This window comes from Euzebya rosea (genome assembly GCF_003073135.1).
In the GTDB taxonomy this organism is placed as follows: Bacteria; Actinomycetota; Nitriliruptoria; order Euzebyales; family Euzebyaceae; genus Euzebya; species Euzebya rosea.
Window position 1 is genome coordinate 201,173 of the sequence record NZ_PGDQ01000005.1, and the last position, 21,074, is coordinate 222,246.

17 protein-coding genes are annotated in these 21,074 nt (G+C 71.1%); 12 read left to right on the forward strand and 5 right to left on the reverse strand.

Features of this window, described 5'->3' with window-relative positions:
• Nucleotides 1–9 precede the first annotated feature (9 nt).
• Nucleotides 10–1,698, reverse strand: a complete 1,689-nt coding sequence (locus tag CUC05_RS08050) for an MFS transporter (RefSeq protein ID WP_157965354.1) — start codon at nt 1,696–1,698, stop codon at nt 10–12.
• Between the two features lie 120 nt (nt 1,699–1,818).
• Here CUC05_RS08050 and CUC05_RS24580 point away from each other — a divergent pair, with 120 nt between their 5' ends.
• From CUC05_RS24580 to CUC05_RS08060, 3 genes are all read left to right on the forward strand, one after another.
• Nucleotides 1,819–2,247: a cupredoxin domain-containing protein gene (locus CUC05_RS24580; RefSeq protein WP_157965355.1), complete on the forward strand. Its 429-nt coding sequence runs from the start codon at nt 1,819–1,821 to the stop codon at nt 2,245–2,247.
• A 90-nt stretch (nt 2,248–2,337) separates the two neighbouring features.
• Nucleotides 2,338–3,237 carry a 1,4-dihydroxy-2-naphthoyl-CoA synthase gene (locus CUC05_RS08055; RefSeq protein WP_108665573.1) on the forward strand — a complete coding sequence of 300 codons (900 nt, stop codon included), beginning with the start codon at nt 2,338–2,340 and terminating at the stop codon, nt 3,235–3,237.
• A complete protein-coding gene (locus CUC05_RS08060; RefSeq protein ID WP_108665574.1) occupies nt 3,237–3,917 on the forward strand; it encodes a hypothetical protein in 681 nt (226 codons plus the stop codon). Before CUC05_RS08055 ends, CUC05_RS08060 begins: the two co-directional genes overlap by 1 nt.
• Here CUC05_RS08060 and CUC05_RS08065 read toward each other — a convergent pair.
• The 3 genes from CUC05_RS08065 to CUC05_RS08075 all read right to left on the reverse strand — a co-directional run bounded on the left by CUC05_RS08065 (nt 3,914) and on the right by CUC05_RS08075 (nt 7,248).
• Nucleotides 3,914–4,471 carry an NUDIX hydrolase gene (locus tag CUC05_RS08065; protein WP_108665575.1) on the reverse strand — a complete coding sequence of 186 codons (558 nt, stop codon included), beginning with the start codon at nt 4,469–4,471 and terminating at the stop codon, nt 3,914–3,916. The genes CUC05_RS08060 and CUC05_RS08065 overlap by 4 nt on opposite strands.
• Nucleotides 4,468–5,649, reverse strand: coding sequence for a PucR family transcriptional regulator (locus tag CUC05_RS08070; RefSeq protein WP_157965356.1), 1,182 nt, complete (start codon nt 5,647–5,649; stop codon nt 4,468–4,470). Before CUC05_RS08070 ends, CUC05_RS08065 begins: the two co-directional genes overlap by 4 nt.
• A 72-nt stretch (nt 5,650–5,721) precedes the next feature.
• Nucleotides 5,722–7,248: a glycoside hydrolase family 3 protein gene (locus CUC05_RS08075; RefSeq protein ID WP_157965357.1), complete on the reverse strand. Its 1,527-nt coding sequence runs from the start codon at nt 7,246–7,248 to the stop codon at nt 5,722–5,724.
• Between the two features lie 105 nt (nt 7,249–7,353).
• Between CUC05_RS08075 and alaS the strand changes: the two genes are divergently transcribed.
• Nucleotides 7,354–10,038: an alanine--tRNA ligase gene (gene alaS, locus CUC05_RS08080; protein ID WP_108665774.1), complete on the forward strand. Its 2,685-nt coding sequence runs from the start codon at nt 7,354–7,356 to the stop codon at nt 10,036–10,038.
• Here the strand turns inward: alaS and CUC05_RS08085 are convergent.
• A complete protein-coding gene (locus tag CUC05_RS08085) occupies nt 9,995–10,960 on the reverse strand; it encodes a hypothetical protein (protein WP_157965358.1) in 966 nt (321 codons plus the stop codon). The genes alaS and CUC05_RS08085 overlap by 44 nt on opposite strands.
• A 707-nt stretch (nt 10,961–11,667) precedes the next feature.
• Here CUC05_RS08085 and CUC05_RS08090 point away from each other — a divergent pair.
• The 8 genes from CUC05_RS08090 (at nt 11,668) to CUC05_RS25845 (ending at nt 21,072) form a co-directional block, all read left to right on the forward strand.
• Complete coding sequence (locus CUC05_RS08090) at nt 11,668–12,300, forward strand: endonuclease domain-containing protein (protein ID WP_157965359.1); 633 nt, start codon at nt 11,668–11,670, stop codon at nt 12,298–12,300.
• Nucleotides 12,301–12,665: 365 nt separating this feature from the next.
• Complete coding sequence (gene ruvX, locus CUC05_RS08095) at nt 12,666–13,082, forward strand: Holliday junction resolvase RuvX (protein ID WP_108665579.1); 417 nt, start codon at nt 12,666–12,668, stop codon at nt 13,080–13,082.
• Nucleotides 13,083–13,138: 56 nt separating this feature from the next.
• Nucleotides 13,139–14,179, forward strand: coding sequence for an endolytic transglycosylase MltG (gene mltG / locus CUC05_RS08100; RefSeq protein ID WP_108665580.1), 1,041 nt, complete (start codon nt 13,139–13,141; stop codon nt 14,177–14,179).
• A complete protein-coding gene (locus CUC05_RS08105; RefSeq protein ID WP_157965360.1) occupies nt 14,169–14,996 on the forward strand; it encodes a shikimate dehydrogenase family protein in 828 nt (275 codons plus the stop codon). The genes mltG and CUC05_RS08105 overlap by 11 nt, the downstream gene beginning before the upstream one ends.
• Before the next feature lie 198 nt (nt 14,997–15,194).
• Nucleotides 15,195–16,421 carry a DUF4388 domain-containing protein gene (locus tag CUC05_RS25115; protein WP_170127954.1) on the forward strand — a complete coding sequence of 409 codons (1,227 nt, stop codon included), beginning with the start codon at nt 15,195–15,197 and terminating at the stop codon, nt 16,419–16,421.
• Complete coding sequence (locus CUC05_RS08115) at nt 16,414–17,004, forward strand: GTP-binding protein (RefSeq protein ID WP_108665583.1); 591 nt, start codon at nt 16,414–16,416, stop codon at nt 17,002–17,004. Before CUC05_RS25115 ends, CUC05_RS08115 begins: the two co-directional genes overlap by 8 nt.
• 59 nt (nt 17,005–17,063) lie before the next feature.
• Nucleotides 17,064–18,752, forward strand: coding sequence for a GspE/PulE family protein (locus CUC05_RS08120; protein WP_108665584.1), 1,689 nt, complete (start codon nt 17,064–17,066; stop codon nt 18,750–18,752).
• A gap of 475 nt (nt 18,753–19,227) precedes the next feature.
• Nucleotides 19,228–21,072: a PilT/PilU family type 4a pilus ATPase gene (locus CUC05_RS25845; RefSeq protein WP_108665585.1), complete on the forward strand. Its 1,845-nt coding sequence runs from the start codon at nt 19,228–19,230 to the stop codon at nt 21,070–21,072.
• Nucleotides 21,073–21,074 lie beyond the last annotated feature (2 nt).

The following is a 21,074-nucleotide window of genomic DNA, read 5'->3' on the forward strand; positions in this document are numbered from 1 at the left end:
GGTCGGAGGTCAGCGCTCGCGCGTGCCGGAACGCACGTCGGTGTCGTGGTGCTCCAGCGGCGTCGACCCGTCGTGGGCGTGCAGCTGCTCGTGCACGGTGATCAGCTGCTCGGCGATCGGTGGCGCGTGGCTGGCCAGGATGTCCAGGCCCGCCAGGTGGCGGGTCACCGGGCCGTCGGCCCGGTCGAAGGCACGGGAGCGGCGGATGACCTCGGCGGCCTCGGTGTCGATGCGGGCGTGCTGGGCGAGGTGTTCGTCCCAGTCGGCGACGACCATGAACTCGGTGATGCGGAACGGGCGGTCGGCGTCGCGGTACAACGACCAGCGGTGTGCGCCCGTCCGCAGCCGGGTTCGTCGCAGCTCGCGCATCACGTCCATGAACGCATCGACCTCGTCGGGGTCCACCTCCCAGGTCGTGGCGACCAGCACGGGTGTGCCGGCCACCTGCGAGGCGTGGCGGGGCATCTGCCAGTTGTCGGCGATGACGGGCTCGTCGATCTCGCCCAGCACGGGAAGGTCCAGGCGTGCTGCGAACAGCCCCAGCACCACCGTGCCGACCGACAGGATGGCCACGGCCATCCCGGCGCCCGTGACCTCGGCGATCGCACCGGAGAGCACGGCCCCGAAGGGCTGCAGGCCGATCGCCAGCAGGTACAGGCTGACCACGCGCCCACGGACCCAGCGCGGGGCGAGGGTCTGGATCGACGCGTTGAGGGTGATCAGCGTCCACACCCACATCACGCCGCTGACGGCCATGGCGAGCCCCGCGATCCACGGGCTCGACGCCAGGCCGAAGGCGATGCCGCCCAGCCCGAACGCCGCGATCGCCCCCGGTAGCATGTGGCGTCCCAGCCGCACCCGCGCCGCCTCCCGCCCGGCCACGCCGGCCAGCGCGCCCACGCCGAGCGCCCCGTAGAGCAGGCCGAACCCGGTCGCGCCCACCGCCAGGTCATCGGACGCCACGACGGGCAGCAGGGTCTGCACGCTGCTGGCGGTCAGCATGAAGACCCCGGCGATGACGATCAGCCGGCGGATCGGCCGCGTGAACCGCACGTACCGCATGCCCAGCGCAGCGGAGCGGAACAGGTGGCGCTGGGCGTCCTCGGCGGGTTGGCGCGGGAAGCTCAGCAGCACACCGACCACGAGCACGAACGTGGCGGCGTTGATCCCGAACGACGCGGCGGTCAGGCCGGCGCTGACCAGCAGGCCACCGATCGAGGGGCCGACGGCGCGGGCCACGTTGAACGCCGCGGAGTTCAGGGTGATCGCCTGTGCCCGCATGTTGGCGGGCACCAGGTCGGGCACCAGCGTCTGCTGGGCCGGAAGGGTGATCGCCGATCCCGTCCCCAGCAGGAACGTCCAGGCCAGCAGCCACTCGGCGGTGATCGTGCCCGACGTGACCATGATCGCCATCGCGGCCGTCGAGACCGCCCCGACCAGGTTGCCGGCGATCATCAGGTTGCGGCGGTCCAGCGCGTCGGCCAGCGCACCCGCCGGGATCGTCAGCAGCAGCCGAGGCAACGACAGGGCCGCGGTGACCAGGCTGACCATCAGCGGCGACCCGGTCAGCTCGTTCATCAGCCACGGACCGGCGGTCAGCTGGAGGAACGTCCCGACGTTGCTGACGACGGCGGCACCCCACACCTTCCGGTAGCCGGATACGGCCAACGGCGCGTAGGTGCCCACGGAATCGCTCACCGGGCGGACACTACCCGTCGCCGCCCTCCCCACACCCTGTGTGCTCGGCCGGTGGTCGGGACATCGGACGGGGGTGCTACCGCGGCGATCCGGATCCCACCATTTAGACTCCCCTCGGTCATGTCCACCCGTTTCCTCCTTGCCCTGTCCGCAGTCGCCCTCCTCCTGGCCGTGTTCGCCGCACCGGCGTTGGCCCAGGAGATCACGGTGACCGCCGATGGTGTGTCCCCCGACCCGCTGACCATCGAGGTCGGCGACACGGTCGCGTTCACCAACACCTCCGAGGAGGAGGTCCGGTTCTTCGACGACGGGGAGCGGTGGGACTCCGGTCCGCTGGCCCCCGGCGACGTGTTCTCCATCACGTTCCTCGAGGCCGGCCGGATCACGTACGCCACCGACGACGGCAGCCGTTCCGGCGTGATCATCGTCGGCGAGACCGCCCCGGCCGACGTGCCGCTGGCGGCCACGGGTGCGCCCGTGGGGCTGCTGCTGTCGGGGGCGCTGGGTGCGCTCGCGGCGGGCGCGGTCCTGCTGCGCCGCACGGCCTAGCACCGCTGCGGTCCTCACCGCCCGTTGCCGACGGCCGGGCCGACCTGCCGATCCGGCTGATCGGCATCGCAGGGCTTAAGCTCCCGCGTCATGGTTTCCGAGATCTTCGACGCAGCGGCCTGGACACCGGTGAAGGGGTTCGACTTCACCGACATCACCTACCACCGGGCCAACGACGTCGGCGCGGTGCGGATCGCCTTCGACCGGCCCGAGGTGCGCAACGCCTTCCGGCCCAACACCGTCGACGAGCTGTACCGGGCGCTGGACCACGCCCGCATGTCCTCCGACGTGGGCTGTGTGCTGCTGACCGGCAACGGTCCCTCGGAGAAGGACGGTGGCTGGGCGTTCTGCTCCGGCGGTGACCAGCGCATCCGGGGGCGGGACGGCTACCGCTACGCCGAGGGTGACACCTCCGACACCATCGACCCGGCCCGTGCCGGTCGGCTGCACATCCTGGAAGTGCAGCGGCTGATCCGGACCATGCCGAAGGTCGTCATCTGCGTCGTCAACGGCTGGGCCGCCGGCGGGGGCCATTCGCTGCACGTCGTCTGCGACCTGACGATCGCCAGCCGCGAGCACGGCAAGTTCAAGCAGACCGACGCCGACGTGGCCAGCTTCGACGCGGGCTACGGCTCGGCGTACCTGGCCAGGATGGTGGGCCAGAAGTTCGCCCGTGAGATCTTCCACCTCGGTCGGACCTACTCCGCCGAGCAGATGCACCGCATGGGTGCGGTCAACGAGGTCGTCGACCACGCCGACCTCGAGGCGACGGCGCTGGACTGGGCGCGGACCATCACCGCCAAGTCGCCGACCGCCCAGCGGATGCTGAAGTTCGCGTTCAACCTGACCGACGACGGCCTGATGGGCCAGCAGGTCTTCGCCGGCGAGACGACCCGGCTGGCGTACGGCACCGACGAGGGCGCGGAGGGACGCGACGCGTTCCTGGAGAAGCGCGACCCCGACTGGTCGGCGTACCCCTACTACTACTGATGCGCCGATCCACCACGGTCGCCGCAGCCCTGGTCGTCCTCGGGCTGGCCGCGTGCACCTCCGCCCCCGAGCGTGCGCTCGCACCCGCGACGGCCGACGGCTACGACACCGACGAGACCGGGTTCTTCGCTGCGGTCCAGACCTCGCCATCGGTGGACACCGACTGTGGTGAGGACGTGGAGTGGGACGAGCCGCCCGTCGTCGACCAGGTCATCGCCGTCGGCTTCGTGCAGACGGTCTGGATGGTGGGGGAGCGCGGCGGCAACGAGCTGGTCTGGGTCTGTGACTACCTGCCGGAGGGGGAGGAGGGGGCGCCGGTGACCGCCGAACCCCTGGCCAGCACCGGCACCGACCAGCCGGTCGGCAACGACTACGTCGAGCGGGTCGGCAGCGTGCTGGGCCGGGTCGACGTCGGCATCCCCGAGGGGGCCGTGACCGCCGAGTACGCCGTCGGCGACTACGTGGTGACCTATCCGCTCGACGGCGACGTCCGGTTCCTGCGCCTCCACGCCCGGGAGGACAGCGCCACGGAGGACGCGCCGTTCACGATGGGCACCGTGACGTTCCTCGACGCCGACGGCACCGACATCACCCCCGAGTCCGTCGAGATCCCCGACATCATCCACGGCGTCCCCCGCGACCGCGACAACGGCGCCGAGGTCCCCGCCGACGACGGCTAGTCCAGGCCCGTCACCGAGAAGAAGTGGGTCAGGATTCGGTGGGTCAGTCCCCAGATCATGTACTGGCCGACGGTGATGGAGCGGAACGGCACGACCCCGCCGTAGCGATGCCACGTCCGTGACGCCGGGTCGGCCAGGTCGGCCACCGGCAGCCACACGGCCTCGGCGACCTCGGCCGGTTCGGGGGTCAGCCGCGGTGTGCCGTCGACGGCGAAGACGGCGGTGGCGATCCGGCTGGTGAAGCGGTTGGACTCCAGGTCGTCCAGCCGGTTCAGCGGTGACCCGAGCCGGACGCCGACCTCCTCGGCGGTCTCCCGGGCTGCCGCCGCCTCCACGGAGGGGTCGGTCGGGTCGACCTTGCCGCCGGGCAGCGCCATGTCGCCCGACCACGGGTCACCGGCGCGGGCCAGGCGACGGATCATCAGCACCGACGGCCCGGCAGGCCCCTCACCCAGCACCAGCGCCGTGGCCGCCCACGCCTGCGGCGCGGCCTTCGGCTGGTGCAGCAGGATGCGTTCGGACAGCGTCGCGACGTCCGGCACCGGCCGGCTCACGGGGCCAGCCGCCGGGCCAGCAGCGCCGCACCGAGCAGCTGCATGCCGAAGGCCGACACGACGTCGTGGCCCAGCAGCTCGGAGATGCGCCGAAGCCGGTAGTCCACGGTGTTGGGATGCACCGACAGGTCACGGGCGGTCATCCGCCGGTCGAAGTCGGCGTCGAACCACGCCTCCAGCGTGTCCAGCAGGTCGTCGCGTTCGGCGATCGGCGCCAGCAGGCGGTTCAGCCTGGCCATCGCCGCCGGGTCGCTCGTGATCGTGAACTCGAGGATGACGTCGTCGATGCTGTAGGTCCCCGGCAGCCGGCCGAGCATGGTGACCAGCCGACGCACCTCCCGGGCCTCGTCCCACGCCGCCGGCAGGGCGGGCAGCCGGACCATGTCGGAGTGGGCGATCCACACCTCCGCCCGGGCGGCGCCCTCCACCACGTCCCGCAGCTGCGCCACGTCGGCCACCGGCAGGGCAGCCGCGCCGCCGTTGGCGTCCAGCAGCGTGAGCACCGGCCCGCCGAGCAGGTCCTCGAGGGCCTGGACGACCCGGCGGACCTTGCGCCGACCCGCCACGGTGGCCGAGACCCCCACGTCGCGTTCGTCGGGGGAGAGGTCGAACCGGAACGCCACCGCCCGGTAGCGGTCGGCAGGCCGGACCCCCGCCCGCTCGACCAGGCCGGAGGAGGGTTCCTCACCGGTCAGCAACGCCTCGGTCAGCGCCCGGCGGGCGTCGCGTTCCTCACCGACGATCGCCTGCTGTTCCTCCACCCATGCGGAGGTGACCGCCGCCGTGACGGCCCGGAGGTAGTCCAGCACCGTGCCGACGTGGCCGGACAGCTCGTCGGCCTCCTCCGGCAGGGCCTCCTCGCGAAGCGCCCCCCAGCCGATCCGCGCCCCCGTCATGTAGGCGTCGAGCACCGCCTCCAGCGGCACCCGCTCCTCGGCACGTCGGGCAGCGCTGGCCCGGATGGCCGACAGCTCCTCGTCGGCAGGTGGTCGGGCCTCGCGCAGGCAGGTGAACAGCGACCGCAGGTTGGTGACGCAGATCCCGTGGATCTCGCCCTGCAGCTGCTCGGGCGGCAGCGTGCGATAGACGGCGATGCTGGACACGAACTCCGCGACCATGGCGCGGGCGAGTCCGTCCACTCGCCGCTCGACTCGGTCGGGAAGGGACAGCTGCGGCACTGGCCGGCAGCCTACCCCCCGCGCTGCACGGTGACGGGTGGGTGGCCCGCTGGGGGCCCGTCGCGGTGGGTCTCAGCAGCTGCAGGCAGCCCTGACCTGCTCGCGGACCTGCTGGTGCGCGGCGCTGCCGACCACGTCGATCGATGGGGTTGCGATGGTCGTCGCGTCCAGCACCCCGAGGACCTGCTTGGCCTCGAGGACCCGGCGGACCGACACGTCCAGCCGACCCTCGGGGATGGTCCCGTCGGCAACGGCTGCCAGGACGGCCCGCTGCGCGACGGGCAGGTCGGTCGGCATCAGCACCACGTCGATGCCGGCGGCGATCGCCTGCACCGCCAGGCTGCCCGGGTCACCGAACCCGCTGAGCGCGCCCATGTTCATGGCGTCGGTGACGACGAGCCCGTCGAAGCCGACGTCGCCGCGCAGCAGGTTCATCACCGCCGAGGAGATCGTGGCCGGCAACCCCTCCGCATCGACGGCCGGGACCGCCAGGTGGCCGACCATCACCGAGGTGCGGGTCGGGTCCTGGGCGGCCAGCAGGAACGGCGGCAGGTCGACGGTCCGGAGGGTCTCGATGTCGTGGTCGATGGTGGGCAGGGAGGAGTGGCTGTCGACGGCGGTGTCGCCGTGGCCGGGGAAGTGCTTGAGGGTCGGCAGCACGCCGGCGGCAGCCAGTCCCTCCGCGGTCGCGGCCACGAACTGGCTGGTCCGCGACGTCTCGACCGCGAACGCCCGGTCGCCGATCACCGGGTTGTCGGGGTTGACGTTGACGTCGGCGACGGGGGCGTAGACCCAGTTGACGCCCAGCGCCCGGGCCTCGGTGCCGGTGACCATGCCGACCTGCCGGGCCAGCTCCAGGTCGCCGGTGTTGCCGATCGCGCGGGCGGACGGGAAGACCGTCGCCGGAGCGCGCAGCCGGACGACGTTGCCGCCCTCCTGGTCCGCCCCGATCAGCAGGCCGATCCCCGTGTCGTCGGCCGCCGCCTGCTGCAGCCCGGCGGAGAACACCGCGACCTGCAGGACGTCGTCGACGTTGGAGGTCCCCTCACCCAGGTCGTGGTCGAAGTAGGCCACCCCGCCCAGGTGGTAGGCCGCGACGACCTCCGCGGGGGTCTCCACCCCGAACAGCTGCTGGTTGGCGGTGCGGGCGGCCGGCGAGGGGTCGGTGGCGTCGTTGCCGATGACGGTCACGGTGAACAGCTGGCCGACCTTCTGCTCCACGGTCATGGCGGCCACGATCGCGTCGATCCCGGCACGGGGGTCCAGCGGCCCGCTGTCGGCACCCGTCACGGGGGCGGGGCCAGCGGCGGCGGCGTTCGGGTCGATCGCGCCCGCACCGGTGGGGTCCTGGGGATCGACCGTGCTGGGCGTGTCGGCGTCGTCCGTTGCCTGGCTGCTCGGCTGGGGGTCCTCGGACTCCCACGCCTCGGTGCCGACCGCCACCAGCCCGTCGTCGGACGCCCCGCCGGATCCATCGGCGGATCCGTCCACGACGGAGTCGGACCCCGGGGAGGAGCAGGCAGCGAGGACCATCGCCAGCAGCAACCCTGCGGCGAGGAGGGCGAGCGGGCGAGGACGGTGACGCGGGAGCATCGGCATGCGGGCCAGTATCGTGGGCCGCCGCGCCGGACGCCGGAGGCGACATCGCCTCGGAAGGGGTGTCCGGGCGCTGCACGTCCCAACCGACCTCGTCAGGTTCTCCCGATGCGTTCCCAACAGATCCGCACCAACTTCACCGAGTTCTTCAAGGCGCGCGACCATCGCGTCCGGCCCAGCGCATCGCTGATCCCGCAGGACCCGACGCTGCTGCTGACGGTCGCCGGGATGGTGCCGTTCAAGCCCTACTTCCTGGGCGAGGCCACACCGGAGCACAAGCGGGTCACGTCGGTGCAGAAGGTCGCGCGGACCAACGACATCGAGAACGTCGGGCGCACGACCCGCCACCTCACCTTCTTCGAGATGCTGGGCAACTTCAGCTTCGGCGACTACTTCAAGCGCGAGGCGATCGCCTGGGCGTGGGAGCTGTCGACCACGCCGGCGGACAAGGGCGGGCTCGGCTTCGACCCCGACCGCATCTGGGCCACCGTCTACGAGGACGACGACGAGGCCTTCGGCTTCTGGCGTGACGAGACCGGCATCCCCGAGCGGCGCATCCAGCGGCGCGACGCCAAGGACAACTTCTGGTCCACCGGCGGCTCCGGTCCATGCGGCCCCTGCACCGAGATCTTCTACGACCGCGGCCCCGAGCACGGTCCCGACGGCGGTCCGATCGTCGACGAGTCCCGGTTCCTGGAGTTCTGGAACCTGGTCCTCATGCAGTTCGAGACCGACGGCAGCGGCAACCCCGAGCTGAAGGGCTCCGACGCGATCGTCGGGCCGCTGCCCGCACCGTCGATCGACACCGGTGCCGGCCTCGAACGTGTCGCCATGCTGCTGCAGGACGTCCCGACGGTCTTCGACACCGACGAGTTCAAGCCGATGGTCGACCTGGCCGTCGACCTGACCGGGGTCGACTACACCGGGCAGTTCGGCGAGGGGTCGCCGGAGTCCGACACGTGGATCCGGGTGATCGCCGAGCACGCCCGCGCCACCGCCTTCCTGATCTCCGACGGGGTGCTGCCGTCCAACGAGGGCCGCGGCTACGTGCTGCGCCGGCTGGTGCGCCGCGCGGTCAACTCCGCCCGCAAGCTGGGCACCGAGGCGTCGATCATGACGCCGATGATGGAGCAGGTCATCGAGACCATGTCGCCGTCGTGGCCGGACCTGAAGACCCAGGCGCAGCTGATCACCAAGATCGCCCAGGCCGAGGAGGACACGTTCAGCAAGACGCTGAGCACCGGCCTCGTGAAGCTGGGCGACGCCATGGAGGCCACCAAGGAGCGGGGCAGCACCACCCTGGACGCCGAGACGGCCTTCACGCTGCACGACACCTACGGCTTCCCGGTCGACCTGACCATCGAGATCGCCGAGGAGCAGGGCCTGACCCTGGACCGCGACGCCTTCGCCGAGCACATGGAGGCCCAGCGCCACCGTGCCCGCGCCGCCACCAAGTCCGGCCGCGAGGCCGCCACGACCGACGTGTACAAGCGTGCCGCCGGGGCCGTGGAGGGCGTGGACTTCACCGGTTACGACCACGTCGAGGGTGACTCGTGGATCGCGGCCCTGATCGCCGACGGCGACCTGGTGCAGCGGGCCGAGGAGGGCGACGAGGTCGAGGTCGTCCTCAAGCGCACCCCCTTCTACGCCGAGGGTGGCGGGCAGCTGGGTGACCACGGCGTGATCGCCTCCGACCTCGGACGCATCGAGGTGCTCGACACCGTCTCGCCGACCGAGGGCCTGATCGTGCACCGCGGTCGTGTCGTCGCCGGCGAGGTCGCCGTCGACAACGACGTGCACGCCGCCATCGACCGTGCCCGACGCGCCTCGATCGCCCGGGGGCACACCGCAACCCACATCCTCCACGCCACCATCAAGGAGATGGTCGGCGACCACGCCGCGCAGGCCGGGTCGGCCATCGACCAGGGCCACTTCCGCTTCGACTTCCCCCACTTCGAGGCCATCTCCCGCGGGCAGCTGACCGAGCTGGAGGAGCTGGTCAACCAGCGCATCGCCGCCGACCCGACCGTCATGGTCCGCGAGATGAGCCAGGAGGAGGCCCGCAAGCGCGGTGCCACCGCCCTGTTCGGTGAGAAGTACGGCGACAGCGTGCGTGTGGTCACCATCGACGACTACTCCATGGAGCTGTGCGGCGGCACCCACGTCGGCCACACCTCCGAGGTCGGCCTGTTCACCGTCATCAACGAGGGGTCGATCGCCAACAACGTGCGACGCATCGAGGCGCTGACCGGGCCGGATGCGTTCACCCACCTGTCAAAGGAACGGCTGATCGCCGACCAGGTCGCCCGCATGCTGAAGGTGCCCTCCGCCGAGGTGCCCGGACGGGTCGAGGACCTGCTCGGCCGGGTCCGTGACGCCGAGAAGGCGCTGGCCAAGGCACGCGCCGACGCGGTGCTGGGCCAGGCCGACGCGCTGCTGGAGCGGGCCGAGGTCGTCGGTGACCACCGCATCGTCACGGGTGTGGTGCAGGGCGCCGATCACGACGCCCTGCGTCAGCTGGCCCTGGACCTCCGCAACCGGATCCGCCACGGCGTGGTGATCCTCGGGACGGCGAAGGAGGACGGCAAGGCGCAGCTGCTGGCCGCCGTCTCCTCCGACCTCGTCGAGGCCGGCCACAACGCCGCGGACATCCTGCGGCCCGGCGCCAAGGTCGTCGGCGGTGGCGCCGGCGGCAAGGGCGACGTCGCCCAGGCCGGCGGCAAGGACGGCACCAAGATCGTCGCGGCCGTCAGCACGTCCGCCGACGAGGCACGGGACCGCCTGCGGGGCTGACCGACACGGGTGTCCCCGGCGGGCGTGTCGCCGGGGTCGCCTCGGGTGCCAGCCGGCGGACGGCGTTGGCCCCGAGGGCGGTCATGTCGCGTTCCAGCTCCGTCAGGTCGACCGTCGCGGGCACGGCCACCGTCAGGGTGGTCATCTCGTGGCGCTGCTCGGACCGCACACCCCGGTAGGACGCCAGGATGGTCCGCCCGGTCGTCGAGGAGTCCCGGACCTCGGCGATCGAGTCGAGGTGCCGGACGACCTCGTCGCGGAGCTGCGCCCGGACCTCGACGTGGACCAGGGCCGGGGGACCGGCGGCGGGGTCGTCCTGCGGTGGTGCCGGGCGACGGACGGCGTCGGCGTCGACCACGTCGGGCTGCCAGTGGGCGAGCGCGCCGAGCAGCTCGCCTTCCAGCCGGGCCGAGACCTGGACGAGGAAGGTGTGGACGGCCTTCTCGGCGGCGGCCACCTGCCCTCGGTAGGACGCCTGCCGCGGCGAGCGGTGCGCCCACTCCTCCAGGATCGTGCCGTGGGCCGCGACGATGGGTCGGGCGAGCGCGGCCACCGGGGCGGTGACGGTGATCCCGAGCCGTCGCCGGCCGCCAGCACCCGGGCCGACGAGGTCGTCGATCGTTGCCTGCGCCCGGCGGATCGCCAGCGCCCGCTGGGCGTCGGAGCCCTCGAACGTCCCCTGCGTGCGGACGGGGTAGGAGCGGATGGCGTAGCCGGACCGCTGTGTGGGGTCGGGCCGGTCCCAGTCGATGGCCGAGGCCGGCGGGGCGAGGTGGCGCAGCGGTAGCCACCCCTGGCGCCGAAGCGCGTCGAGCAGCTCGTGCGGCGGCGAGGCCCCGTCGTAGTCGACCAGGACCCGCGCGACCACGCCGGCGGTGATCCTGGCGGACACCGTCTGGTGGCGGGAGGTGTCGGTAACCATGTCCCCGCCCTCGACCACCCCACGCTTCGGGTTGACGGTGTTGTCGTGTACGCGGCGTTACGTCTTCGTGTCGCGTCCTGGAGACATGGCCGACCAACCGGGCACACGTGCGCCGCCCGGCCGTTCGTGCCTCGGGCCGGCGATCTCGGCCCAGCGATCCCGGCCCGGCCAACCTGGCTTCTCCCAACGATTGTGGCCGTGGGTGCACCCGTGCCCCGATCTCCACAATCGTGGCCGGAAGCCGCCTTCGGAGGATTGACGTCCCTCGACGATTGTGGCGACGGGTGCACCCGTGCTCCGTTCCGCACAATCGTGGTCGGAAGCCAATCGGGGCGTCCGCGACGGCCGGCCCCGGCGGGCAGCCCCTGCCGGCGACGTCTCGACGGCCGGCTGGACTCGCCTGTGGACAACCCTGATCACGGATTCTTGGTTCAGCGCATGATGCCTGGATGGAACATCTACACGGGGCGGTTTCACTCGAGCAGTTCAAGGAGGCTGGTCTTTCGCGGTGGACGGTGAACCGTCGCGTTCGGTCCGGCGACCTGCGACGTGTCGCGGGGACGGTCCACGCGCTTCCGGGCGCCCCCGACGGACTTCGGCTCACCCTCGCCGGTGGGGTACTGGCCGTGGGGTCTCCGGTGTGCGTCACCGGTGCCAGCGCCGCGCACCTACGGGGCTTCCATCCTCGGGAGCCGAAGGTCGGTCACTTGGCCACCCCGGCGACTCGTGCGCGCTTCGTCCTGCCGGGCTTGGATGTCCGTCGGGAGGTCCACTTCAACGCGATCCCGCTGCAGGTCGTGGATGGGCTGGTCTGCGCGGGCGTCAACTGGACGTTGATGGACGCGGCCAGGGACCTGGGGGAGGAGGAGCTCGCTCGCGCCATCGCGAGGGCGGACGCCCTTCGCAACACCTCCCTCAACAGCCTTGCGTCGGCTGCCGCGTCGCGAGGACGGTGGCATGGCTCTGCCCGCTTCCGGAAGGTCCTGGCGGAGCTCAACGGTGAGCTGACGCATTCCGGGGACGAACGGCGAGCCCGGCGGTACCTCCGTGACGTGGGACTCGACCCCCACCCTCGTCCCTACGACGTCGTCGTCAACGGGAGGACTATCGCCCAAGCCGACATCGCGTTCCTTGCCGAACGTCTCGACGTCGAGATCGACGGGCCCTCTCACTTCTTCCAAGGAGCCCAGACGAAGGATCGTCGCCGCGACCGCCGGATGCAGGCCGCCGGTTGGATCGTCCTGCGCTTCACCGTCTACGAGGTGCGGAACGACCCCGAACGCGTGGTCGCGGAGATCCTCGACGCCCTCGCCACCCGTCGCCGCCAGCTCTCGAGCTGACGAGACCGAACGCCAGGTACGCGTTCCCTCGAACGTGGACCGGTCGCGTTCGCTCACCCGCGACCGGCTGAACCTGGCATTTCGCGACAATTGGCGCGAACGGTGCACGGGCGCACCCGTTCCTACAATCGTGGTCCGACGCCAATCGCCTGAGACCGGCATTCGACGACGATTGTGGTCAGGGGTGCGGGGGTGCTCCGTTCGCTACGATCGTCGGCCAATGCCAATCACAGTGCCGACCCCACGCAGCTGCGACCAGCCCCATTGCGGACGGTGCGCGGACGGCGGTGCCCGTCCACACCCGTGTGGCCTTACCTTCGGCCGCCGGACCACGGTGGGGCACGCTCCCCGAGTGGGCAGCTGACATGGCAGCACGTCCGGGACGGGTGCTCGGGGTCGACCCCGGGACCAAACGGGTCGGGCTGGCCGTGTCGGATCCCGACCGGCTGCTCGCCACTCCCCACGACACCGTCCCCGGCGGCAAGGGGGCGGCTCGGCGGGTGAAGGACGCCCACGAGACACTCGGGTGCGTGGCGGTGGTCGTGGGTTTGCCACGATCGCTCGCCGGACGTGACACTGACTCCACGCGGATGGCCCGAACCCTGGCGGACGAGCTGACAGCCCTCGGGCTCGAGGTCCACCTGCACGACGAACGGCTGACCAGCGTGCAGGCCGACCGGGCCCTGCGATCCTCCGGTCACAACGCACGCACCGGCAAGGCCGTGAAGGACCAAGTGGCCGCAAGCCTCCTGCTGCAGGCCTGGCTCGACGCCAACCGCTGACCGGGCAAGACCACCTCGACAGACGGCCCACGACCTCGCGAGATGTCCCACACCCCATGACGACCTCCTCCAAGATCTTTCTCGTCTTCCTGCTCCTGCTCGTCGGTGGCGGCTACTACCTGTTCAACGAGTGGAACAGCGGCGGGGCATCCGACGCCGTGCTCGCCGAGGGACCGGTCACCGTCACCGTCGCCGAGGGCAGCGGTGCACGTGACGTCGCCCAGCTCCTGGAGGACAACGGGATCATCCGGTCCTCCAGCGCCTTCACGGCCGCGGCGACGCTCGACGGCCGCGCCGGCCAGATCAAGCCGGGCACCTACGAGCTGGACCCGTCGCTGTCGACCGAGGAGATCCTCGACATCCTCGTCGCCGGCCCACCCGGCCCCGACACCTTCCGGGTGACCATCCCCGAGGGGCTCACCGTCGACCAGACGCTGGAGACCATCGCGTCGGCCGAGGGCAGCCCCCACACCGCCGAGTCGCTGCGCGAGGCCCTCGCGCTCGTCGCCCTGCCGGCCTGGGTGCCCCAGCGCGACCTCCCCGAGGGCGCCGAGGCGTTCGAGGGGCTGCTGTTCCCCGAGACCTACGAGTTCACCGTCGAGCAGCCGGCCGCGGACCTGCTGACCCGCCTGGTCCAGCAGACCGACGCCGTCATGAGCGAGGTCGGGTTCGCCGAACGCAACTCGTTGTCGACCTACGAGACGTTGGTCCTCGGCTCGCTCGTCGAACGCGAGGCCCGGCTGGAGGAGGAGCGGCCCATCATCTCCTCGGTCATCCACAACCGGCTGGAGCGGCCGATGCTGCTGCAGATCGACGCAACCGTCGTCTACGGCATCGAGGTCGCCACCGGGGAACGCCCCGACCGGCTGCTGACCGCCGACTACCAGTTCGAGACGCCGTGGTCGACCTACCTCCACGAGGGGCTGCCGCCGACGCCGATCTCCGGTGTGGGCCGCTCGTCCCTGGAGGCCGCCGCCAACCCGGCCGACACGGGCTTCTTCTTCTACGTCGTGGAGGACCCGGCGACCGGCGCCCATCGCTTCACCGAGACCGCCGCCCAGCACGAACAGGCCATCGCCGAGATCCGTGGCGGCTGACCCCAGCGGCCCACGCCCGCCCGCGACGACGGCCGCCACCCGGCTGCTCGTCGTCCTCGGGCATCCGGTCGGCCACTCGTTGTCGCCGACCCTGCACTCCGCGGCGATCGCGGCGGCCGGTCACGACGCGGTCTACCTGGCCGTCGACGTGCCCCCCGAGCAGATCACCGCGGCGATCGCCGGGCTGCGCACCCTCGGTTTCCTCGGCGCCAACGTCACCATCCCCCACAAGCACGCAGCCCTGGACGCGGCCGACGAGGCGACGGAGGAAGCCCGCTTCATCGGCGCGGCCAACACGTTGTTCTGGGAGGGGGAGCGGCTGGTGGCCGACAACACCGACGCCGCAGGGCTCCGTGGGGTCCTGGCCGACGACTGCGGGCTTCGGCCCGGCGACCCGGTGACCATCGTCGGCTCGGGCGGCGCCGCGCGTGCCGCCGCGGTGGCCTGCGGCCGCCTGGGCGCGGCCACGTCCGTGCACGCCCGCCGACCGGACGCCGCCGAGGCGATCGCCGACCTGGCCGTCCGCGCCGGAGGCGTGGTCCCGTCGAACACCGACCCCCGCGTCGTCATCAACGCCACACCGCTCGGCCGGCACGGCGAGCCACTGCCCAACCCGTTCATGGGGCTCGGCCCCGGGCGGGTAGCGCTGGACCTCAACTACGGCACCCCCTCGCCCTTCCTCACCTCCGCAAGGGAGGCCGGCGGACGAGCCGTGGACGGGGTCGGCATGCTCGTCGGCCAGGCGGAAGCGGCGTTCGCCCGCTGGTTCGGCGCCCGACCGCCGGCCGGGGTGATGGCCGCCGCGCTGCCCCGCTGACCCGGGTCGATCGTCGACCGGTCGCACGGATCCGGCAACCGGGGTGGCCGACGGTCGGTCCCTGTCGAGGTGACCCTCAAGAACAGGGGAGGACATGCCGATGCAAGACGACACAGGCCTCGCGCCGGCCGTTCCGGCCCTGGCCGCGACCGACCGACCCGGGGAAATCGCCATGACCGACTGCCGAAGGGGGACCACGTGCTCGCAGGCTCGCTGAACGAGTTCGGCCTCGCCGACGTCTTCACCCTCCTGTCCTCCACCCGCAAGACCGGTGTCCTGAACCTGGAGACCAGCGCGGTCAAGGGACGGGTCTGGATCGCGCAGGGCGGGCTGTGCAACGCCGTCGCCGACGTCACCCGGTCACCGCTGGCCGCCCGCCTGCTGCACGGCGGTGAGGCATCCGAGGCGCAGGTCCGCGAGATCGTGGCCGCCCAGGCCGACGGGGACTCCCAGCGGCTGCAGGACGCCCTGGACGTGCTCGGCCTCGGCGCCGACCGGGTCCGCAGCATCCTCGTCGACCAGATCACCGACGCCGTGTTCGACCTCAGCCGATGGTCCGACGGCACGTTCGCCTTCGACAACCAGGATGTCGGCGACGTCATCGCCGTCACCTCGGCCGCCGATGTGCTCGGCACCGTCCAGCAGCGCCTGGCCGAGTGGGAGGGCTTCAGCGCCAACGTCCCCGCCGACGATGCGGTGCTCGACGTGGTCAGCCGTCCCTCCGGTGGCGTCGAGGGCATCTCCGTCCAGGCCGCCCACTGGGAGGTCCTGACCCTCGTCGACGGCCTTCGGCCCGTCCAGGAGATCATCGAGCTGACCGGGCAGGGCACCTTCACCGTGTCGCGCATGATCGCCGACCTGATCGGCGTCGGGCTCGTCAGGGTCCTCGACCAGCCGACCGGCGAGACCGCCTCCCAGCACCGTCGCCGCATCCTCGTCACCGCCGAGGAGCAGCTGCTCGGCGCGACCCCGCGTTCCTTGTCCAGCCGGCCGGTCCCGCCGACGCCGCCCCCGGGCGCCCCGTCGGCCAACGGATCGACGCCCGTGCACGCGGAGGCCCCCGAGCCGGTCGAGGCGACGGACGACGACCGTCCGAGCCCCGCGGACCTGCTCGAGGTGGCCCCGCCCGGCGCGGTCGAGGTCGCCTTCGCCCCCGAGTCCGACGACACCGAGACCAGCACGCCCGATGGCATCGACGTCGACGACCTGCTCGGCCAGCCAGCCGAGGAGCCCAAGGCGGCGCCCGCCCCCTCCTCCTCCGCGTCAGCAGCCGAGGACCGGCGTGCCCGCGAGCTCGCGGCCCTGGGCATCGGCCCGGCGCCCACGTCGGAGAAGCCGTCGGACGACTCGCGGCCGCTGGCCCGTGACAACAACGTCAACGCCGATCTGCTTGCCCGGCTGATCGACGGGGTCAAGGGTGCCTGACAGCGCTGACCAGGAGGCCCCGGTCAGCTCGGTCAAGGTGGTGGTGACCGGCGCCTACGGGGCCGGCAAGACCACGCTCGTCCGCAGCCTGTCGGAGATCAACGTCCTCACCCAGGAACGGTCGGTCACCAGCGCCGGCGGCGACGCCGACACCATCGCCATGGACTTCGGCCGCCTGACGGTCGGCGACGGGCTGTCCATGCACCTGTTCGGCACACCGACGCGCGACCGGTTCGACTTCATGTGGGACGTCGTCAAGGACGGCATGGTCGGCTTCATCGTGCTGGTCGACGACTCGCGGGCGGACTCGCTGCCCGAGGCGGTCGGCGTGCTCAACTGGTTCCGCGAACGGGCCAACGTGCCCTACGTCGTGGCCGTCAACAAGGTCTCGGCCGCCAACGCCGAACGGTCGATCCGGCGGACACGGCACGTCCTGCGGATCCCCGACCACGTCCGTGTCTGCGCCGTCGACGTTCGCCAACGCGCCTCCTCCAAGCAGCTTCTCCTCCAGCTGCTTCACGCCGCGACCGAAGATGCCGATGGAGTCCATGACGGAGACATCGAACAGGTTCGCGCTGGGTAAGGTGGGCCGCCCCGTCGCCGAGCCGTACCACCGCGGGTAGACCCGCAAGAAAGACGCCGTTGCACGCCACACGCCAGCTCTCGGATGTCCTCTTGGAGGAGGGACTGATCTCCTCCGAGGACCTCACTCGCGCACGCGAGGAGCAGGAGCGGTCCGGTCGATCCCTCGGCCGCGTGCTGATCGAGATGGGCCTGTTCACCGAGGCCGGCCTGGTGGCGGCGCTCGCCAAGCACCTGGGCCTGGAGTTCGTCGAGCTCGCCGAGCAGGACGTCGACCACGTGGCGGCCACGATGCTGCCCGACCACATGGCCCGGCGGTACTGCGTCTTCCCGTTCGGGTTCGACGAGGAGGGCAAGCTCAAGGTCGCCATGAGCGACCCGTCCAACGTGATCGCCCTGGACGACATCCGGACGGTCTGCGACAAGGACGTGCAGCCGGTCGTCGCCACCCGCGGCGACATCATGGCGGCGCTGGACAAGTACGGGTCGCTGGGCGGGGACTCCGTCGACGACCTCGCCGGCGACCTGATGATGAGCGAGGAGGACGACCTCGACGCCGTCGAGGCGGCCGACGCCATCGACGATGCGCCGATCGTCAAGTTCGTCAACGCGCTGATCAGCCAGGCGGTGGGGGACCGCGCCTCCGACATCCACATCGAGCCGCAGGAGACCGAGGTCCGCGTGCGCTACCGCATCGACGGTGTGCTGCACGAGATCACGACCCAGTCCAAGCGGATCCACGCCGGCGTGGTGTCCCGGCTGAAGATCATGGCCGACCTCGACATCGCCGAGCGGCGAGTCCCGCAGGACGGCCGCATCTCAGTGAAGGCGGCCGGCAAGAAGATCGACCTGCGTGTCTCGACCCTTCCGACGGTGTACGGGGAGAAAGTCGTGATGCGCATCCTGGACAAGTCCTCGATCCTGCTGGACCTCTCCGACCTCGGGTTCACCGAGCACAACTACAAGATGTACGCGGAGTCCTTCACCAAGCCGTACGGGCTGATCCTGGTGACCGGGCCGACGGGGTCGGGCAAGTCGACGTCGCTGTACGCCACGCTGAACAAGATCTCCAAGCCCGAGATCAACATCGTGACCGTCGAGGACCCGGTGGAGTACCGGCTGCCGGGGATCAGCCAGGTGCAGACCAACAAGAAGGCCGGCCTGACGTTCGGTGCGGCGCTGCGGTCGATCCTGCGTCAGGACCCCGACGTCGTGCTGGTCGGTGAGATGCGTGACCAGGAGACCGCCCAGATCGGCCTCGAGGCCGCGCTGACCGGCCACCTCGTGCTGTCGACCCTGCACACCAACGACGCCCCGTCGGCCGTGACCCGCCTGACCGAGATGGGCGTCGACCCGTTCATCGTCGCGTCGGCGGCCGACTGTGTGCTGGCCCAGCGCCTGGCCCGGCGGCTGTGCAGCAAGTGCAAGGAGGAGTACCGGCCGACGGTCGAGGAGCTCCACACCGCTGGTTTGCCGGTGACGGAGGAGGACCTCGACCGGTTCCCGTCGTTGCACCGGGCCGTCGGCTGCACCCACTGCGGCAACACCGGCTACCGAGGCCGCCTGGCTGTCCACGAGATCATGCGCATCAACGAGGACATCGAGCGCCTGATCGTCACTAAGGCCTCCACCGACGAGATCGCCGAGGCCGCCCGCGCCAACGGCATGCGCACCCTCCGCGAGGACGGCCTCTCCAAGGTCCTCAAGGGCCACACGACGCTGGAAGAAATCGGCCGCGTCATTGTCTGAGCGGGATCGAGAATCCCACTGGCTCGGAGATCCCGCGAGTTCGGGCGAAGCCCGTCAATGAACATTGTCTGAGCGGGATCGAGAATCCGACTGGCTCGGAGATCCCGCGAGTTCGGGCGAAGCCCGTCGATGAACATTGTCTGAGCGGGATCGAGAATCCCACTGCCGGATGGAATCGACTCCGCGGCCGGATGGAATCGCCTCCGGGTCGGCGCTACCCACGGTGGTAGTCGCAGGTCAGCGAGCCCGTCGGGGACGGAATCGCCTCGGCCCGACGACAGGATGGGTGGTCGCGGAGGTGAATCCATCCGTGGGGAGGGGGTTGGTGGCAGGGTACGCCGCCCGGCGTGCGGCGGACCTCGTGGTCCTGTTTGTTCAAGTCGGCTGCTCCTCGGGCCGATGAGATGGGGAGAGGACCGGGAGCAACGCGCCGGTCCATGAACCACGGGGGCGGACACCCGCCCAGGGAGCAACCATGAGTCAAGGTCTCGGACAGGTACTGGTGCAGCAGGGTCTGCTGACACCAGAGTCCCTCGCTGCCGCGGAGCAGGTGCAGGCCGAGCACGGAATCTCGCTGGGCAAGACCCTCGTGCAGATGCAGATGGTCTCGGAGTCCCAGATCGTCGAGGCCGTCGCCACGACGATCGGCATGCCCTTCGTCGACGCGAGCCCCGGCTTCGTCGACCCGATGGCCGCCGGCCTGATGCCGCGCGACGTCGCACGGGAAATGCTGGCCCTGCCCGTGCAGTTCGGTGAGGGCAACTCCGTTCTCGTCGCGCTGGCCGACCCCGCCAACACCACCGCCCTCGCACGCGTGACCGCCATCACCGGCCTGGAGGCCCACCCTGCCCTGGCCGTCCGCGACACCCTGCTCGGCGCGATCGAGCACCTCGCCGACGCCTCCGACGGTGCCGTGGGAGTCGCTGCCGCGCCGATCGCCGCGCCCGGTGGGTTGTTCCGCGAGGGTCCGGCCAACGGTTCGCCGTCCAACGGCGCCCCGACCAACGGCCGGCACGCCATGGGGCTGTCACCTGCCACGGATGCATCCAACGGCCACGCCGCCGACGGGCTGAACGGTGGCGGCTCGCACGGTGGCGGCTCGAACGGGGGCGGCTCGCACGGGGGCGGCGCCAACGGGCACGCCCACGGCAACGGCAGCGCCGACGGCACCTACGCCGGCCTCCGTCCAGCTGACCTGCTGGAGGCGAGCGCTCCTGCCGACGACGGGCCGCGGCTGGCCTACGAGGAGGATCTGGCCCTCGACCTCGACGCCGCCCTCACCGAGCTGATCTCGCGCGGAGGCTCCGACCTGCACCTCACCGCTGGCATCCCGCCTGCTGTTCGTGTGCACGGCGAGCTCGAGCACCTTCCCGGATACCCCGTCTGCGAGCCGGAGATGCTGCGCAACGCGCTCTACTCCATCATGACGCAGAAGCAGCGCGAGGCGTTCGAGAACGAGCTCGAGCTGGACATGTCCTACACCCTCCCGGGCCAGGGACGCTTCCGCGTCAACGTCTTCCAGCAGCGCGAGTCAATCGGCTCGGTCATGCGAATGATCCCGTTCGAGATCAAGCCGCTGGAGGACCTCGGTGTCCCCGCGCAGGTCGCGAACTTCGCGTTCATGCCTCGTGGCCTGGTGCTGGTCACCGGGCCGACGGGCTCGGGCAAGTCAACGACGCTCGCCAGCATCATCGACATCATCAACCGCGAGCGGGCGTCGCACATCATGACCGTGGAGGACCCCATCGAGTTCCTCCACAACCACAAGCGCTCGGTGGTCAACCAGCGCGAGCTGGGCACCGACACGCACAGCTTCGCCCAGGCGCTCAAGCACGTGCTGCGCCAGGACCCCGACGTCATCCTCGTCGGTGAGATGCGTGACCTGGAGACCATCCAGCTGGCCATCACCGCCGCAGAGACCGGGCACCTCGTGTTCGGCACGCTGCACACCCAGGACGCGCCGCAGACCGTCGACCGCGTGATCGACGTGTTCCCGCCGCACCAGCAGGAGCAGGTCCGCGTGATGCTGGCCACCGCGCTGAACGGTGTGGTCACCCAGCAGCTGCTGAAGCGCTCCGACGGGCAGGGCCGTGCGGTCGCGACGGAGATCATGGTCGCCACCTCTGCGATCAGGAACCTGATCCGCGAGGGCAAGACCCACCAGATGTACTCCTCGATCCAGGCCGGCAAGCAGCACGGCATGGTCGCCATGGACCAGTCCCTGGCCGACCTGGTCAACAAGGGGATCATCACCTACAACCACGCGCTCGAACGCTGCGCGAGCGTGCCGGACTTCAACCGCCTGTGCGGAAGGGCCTAGAC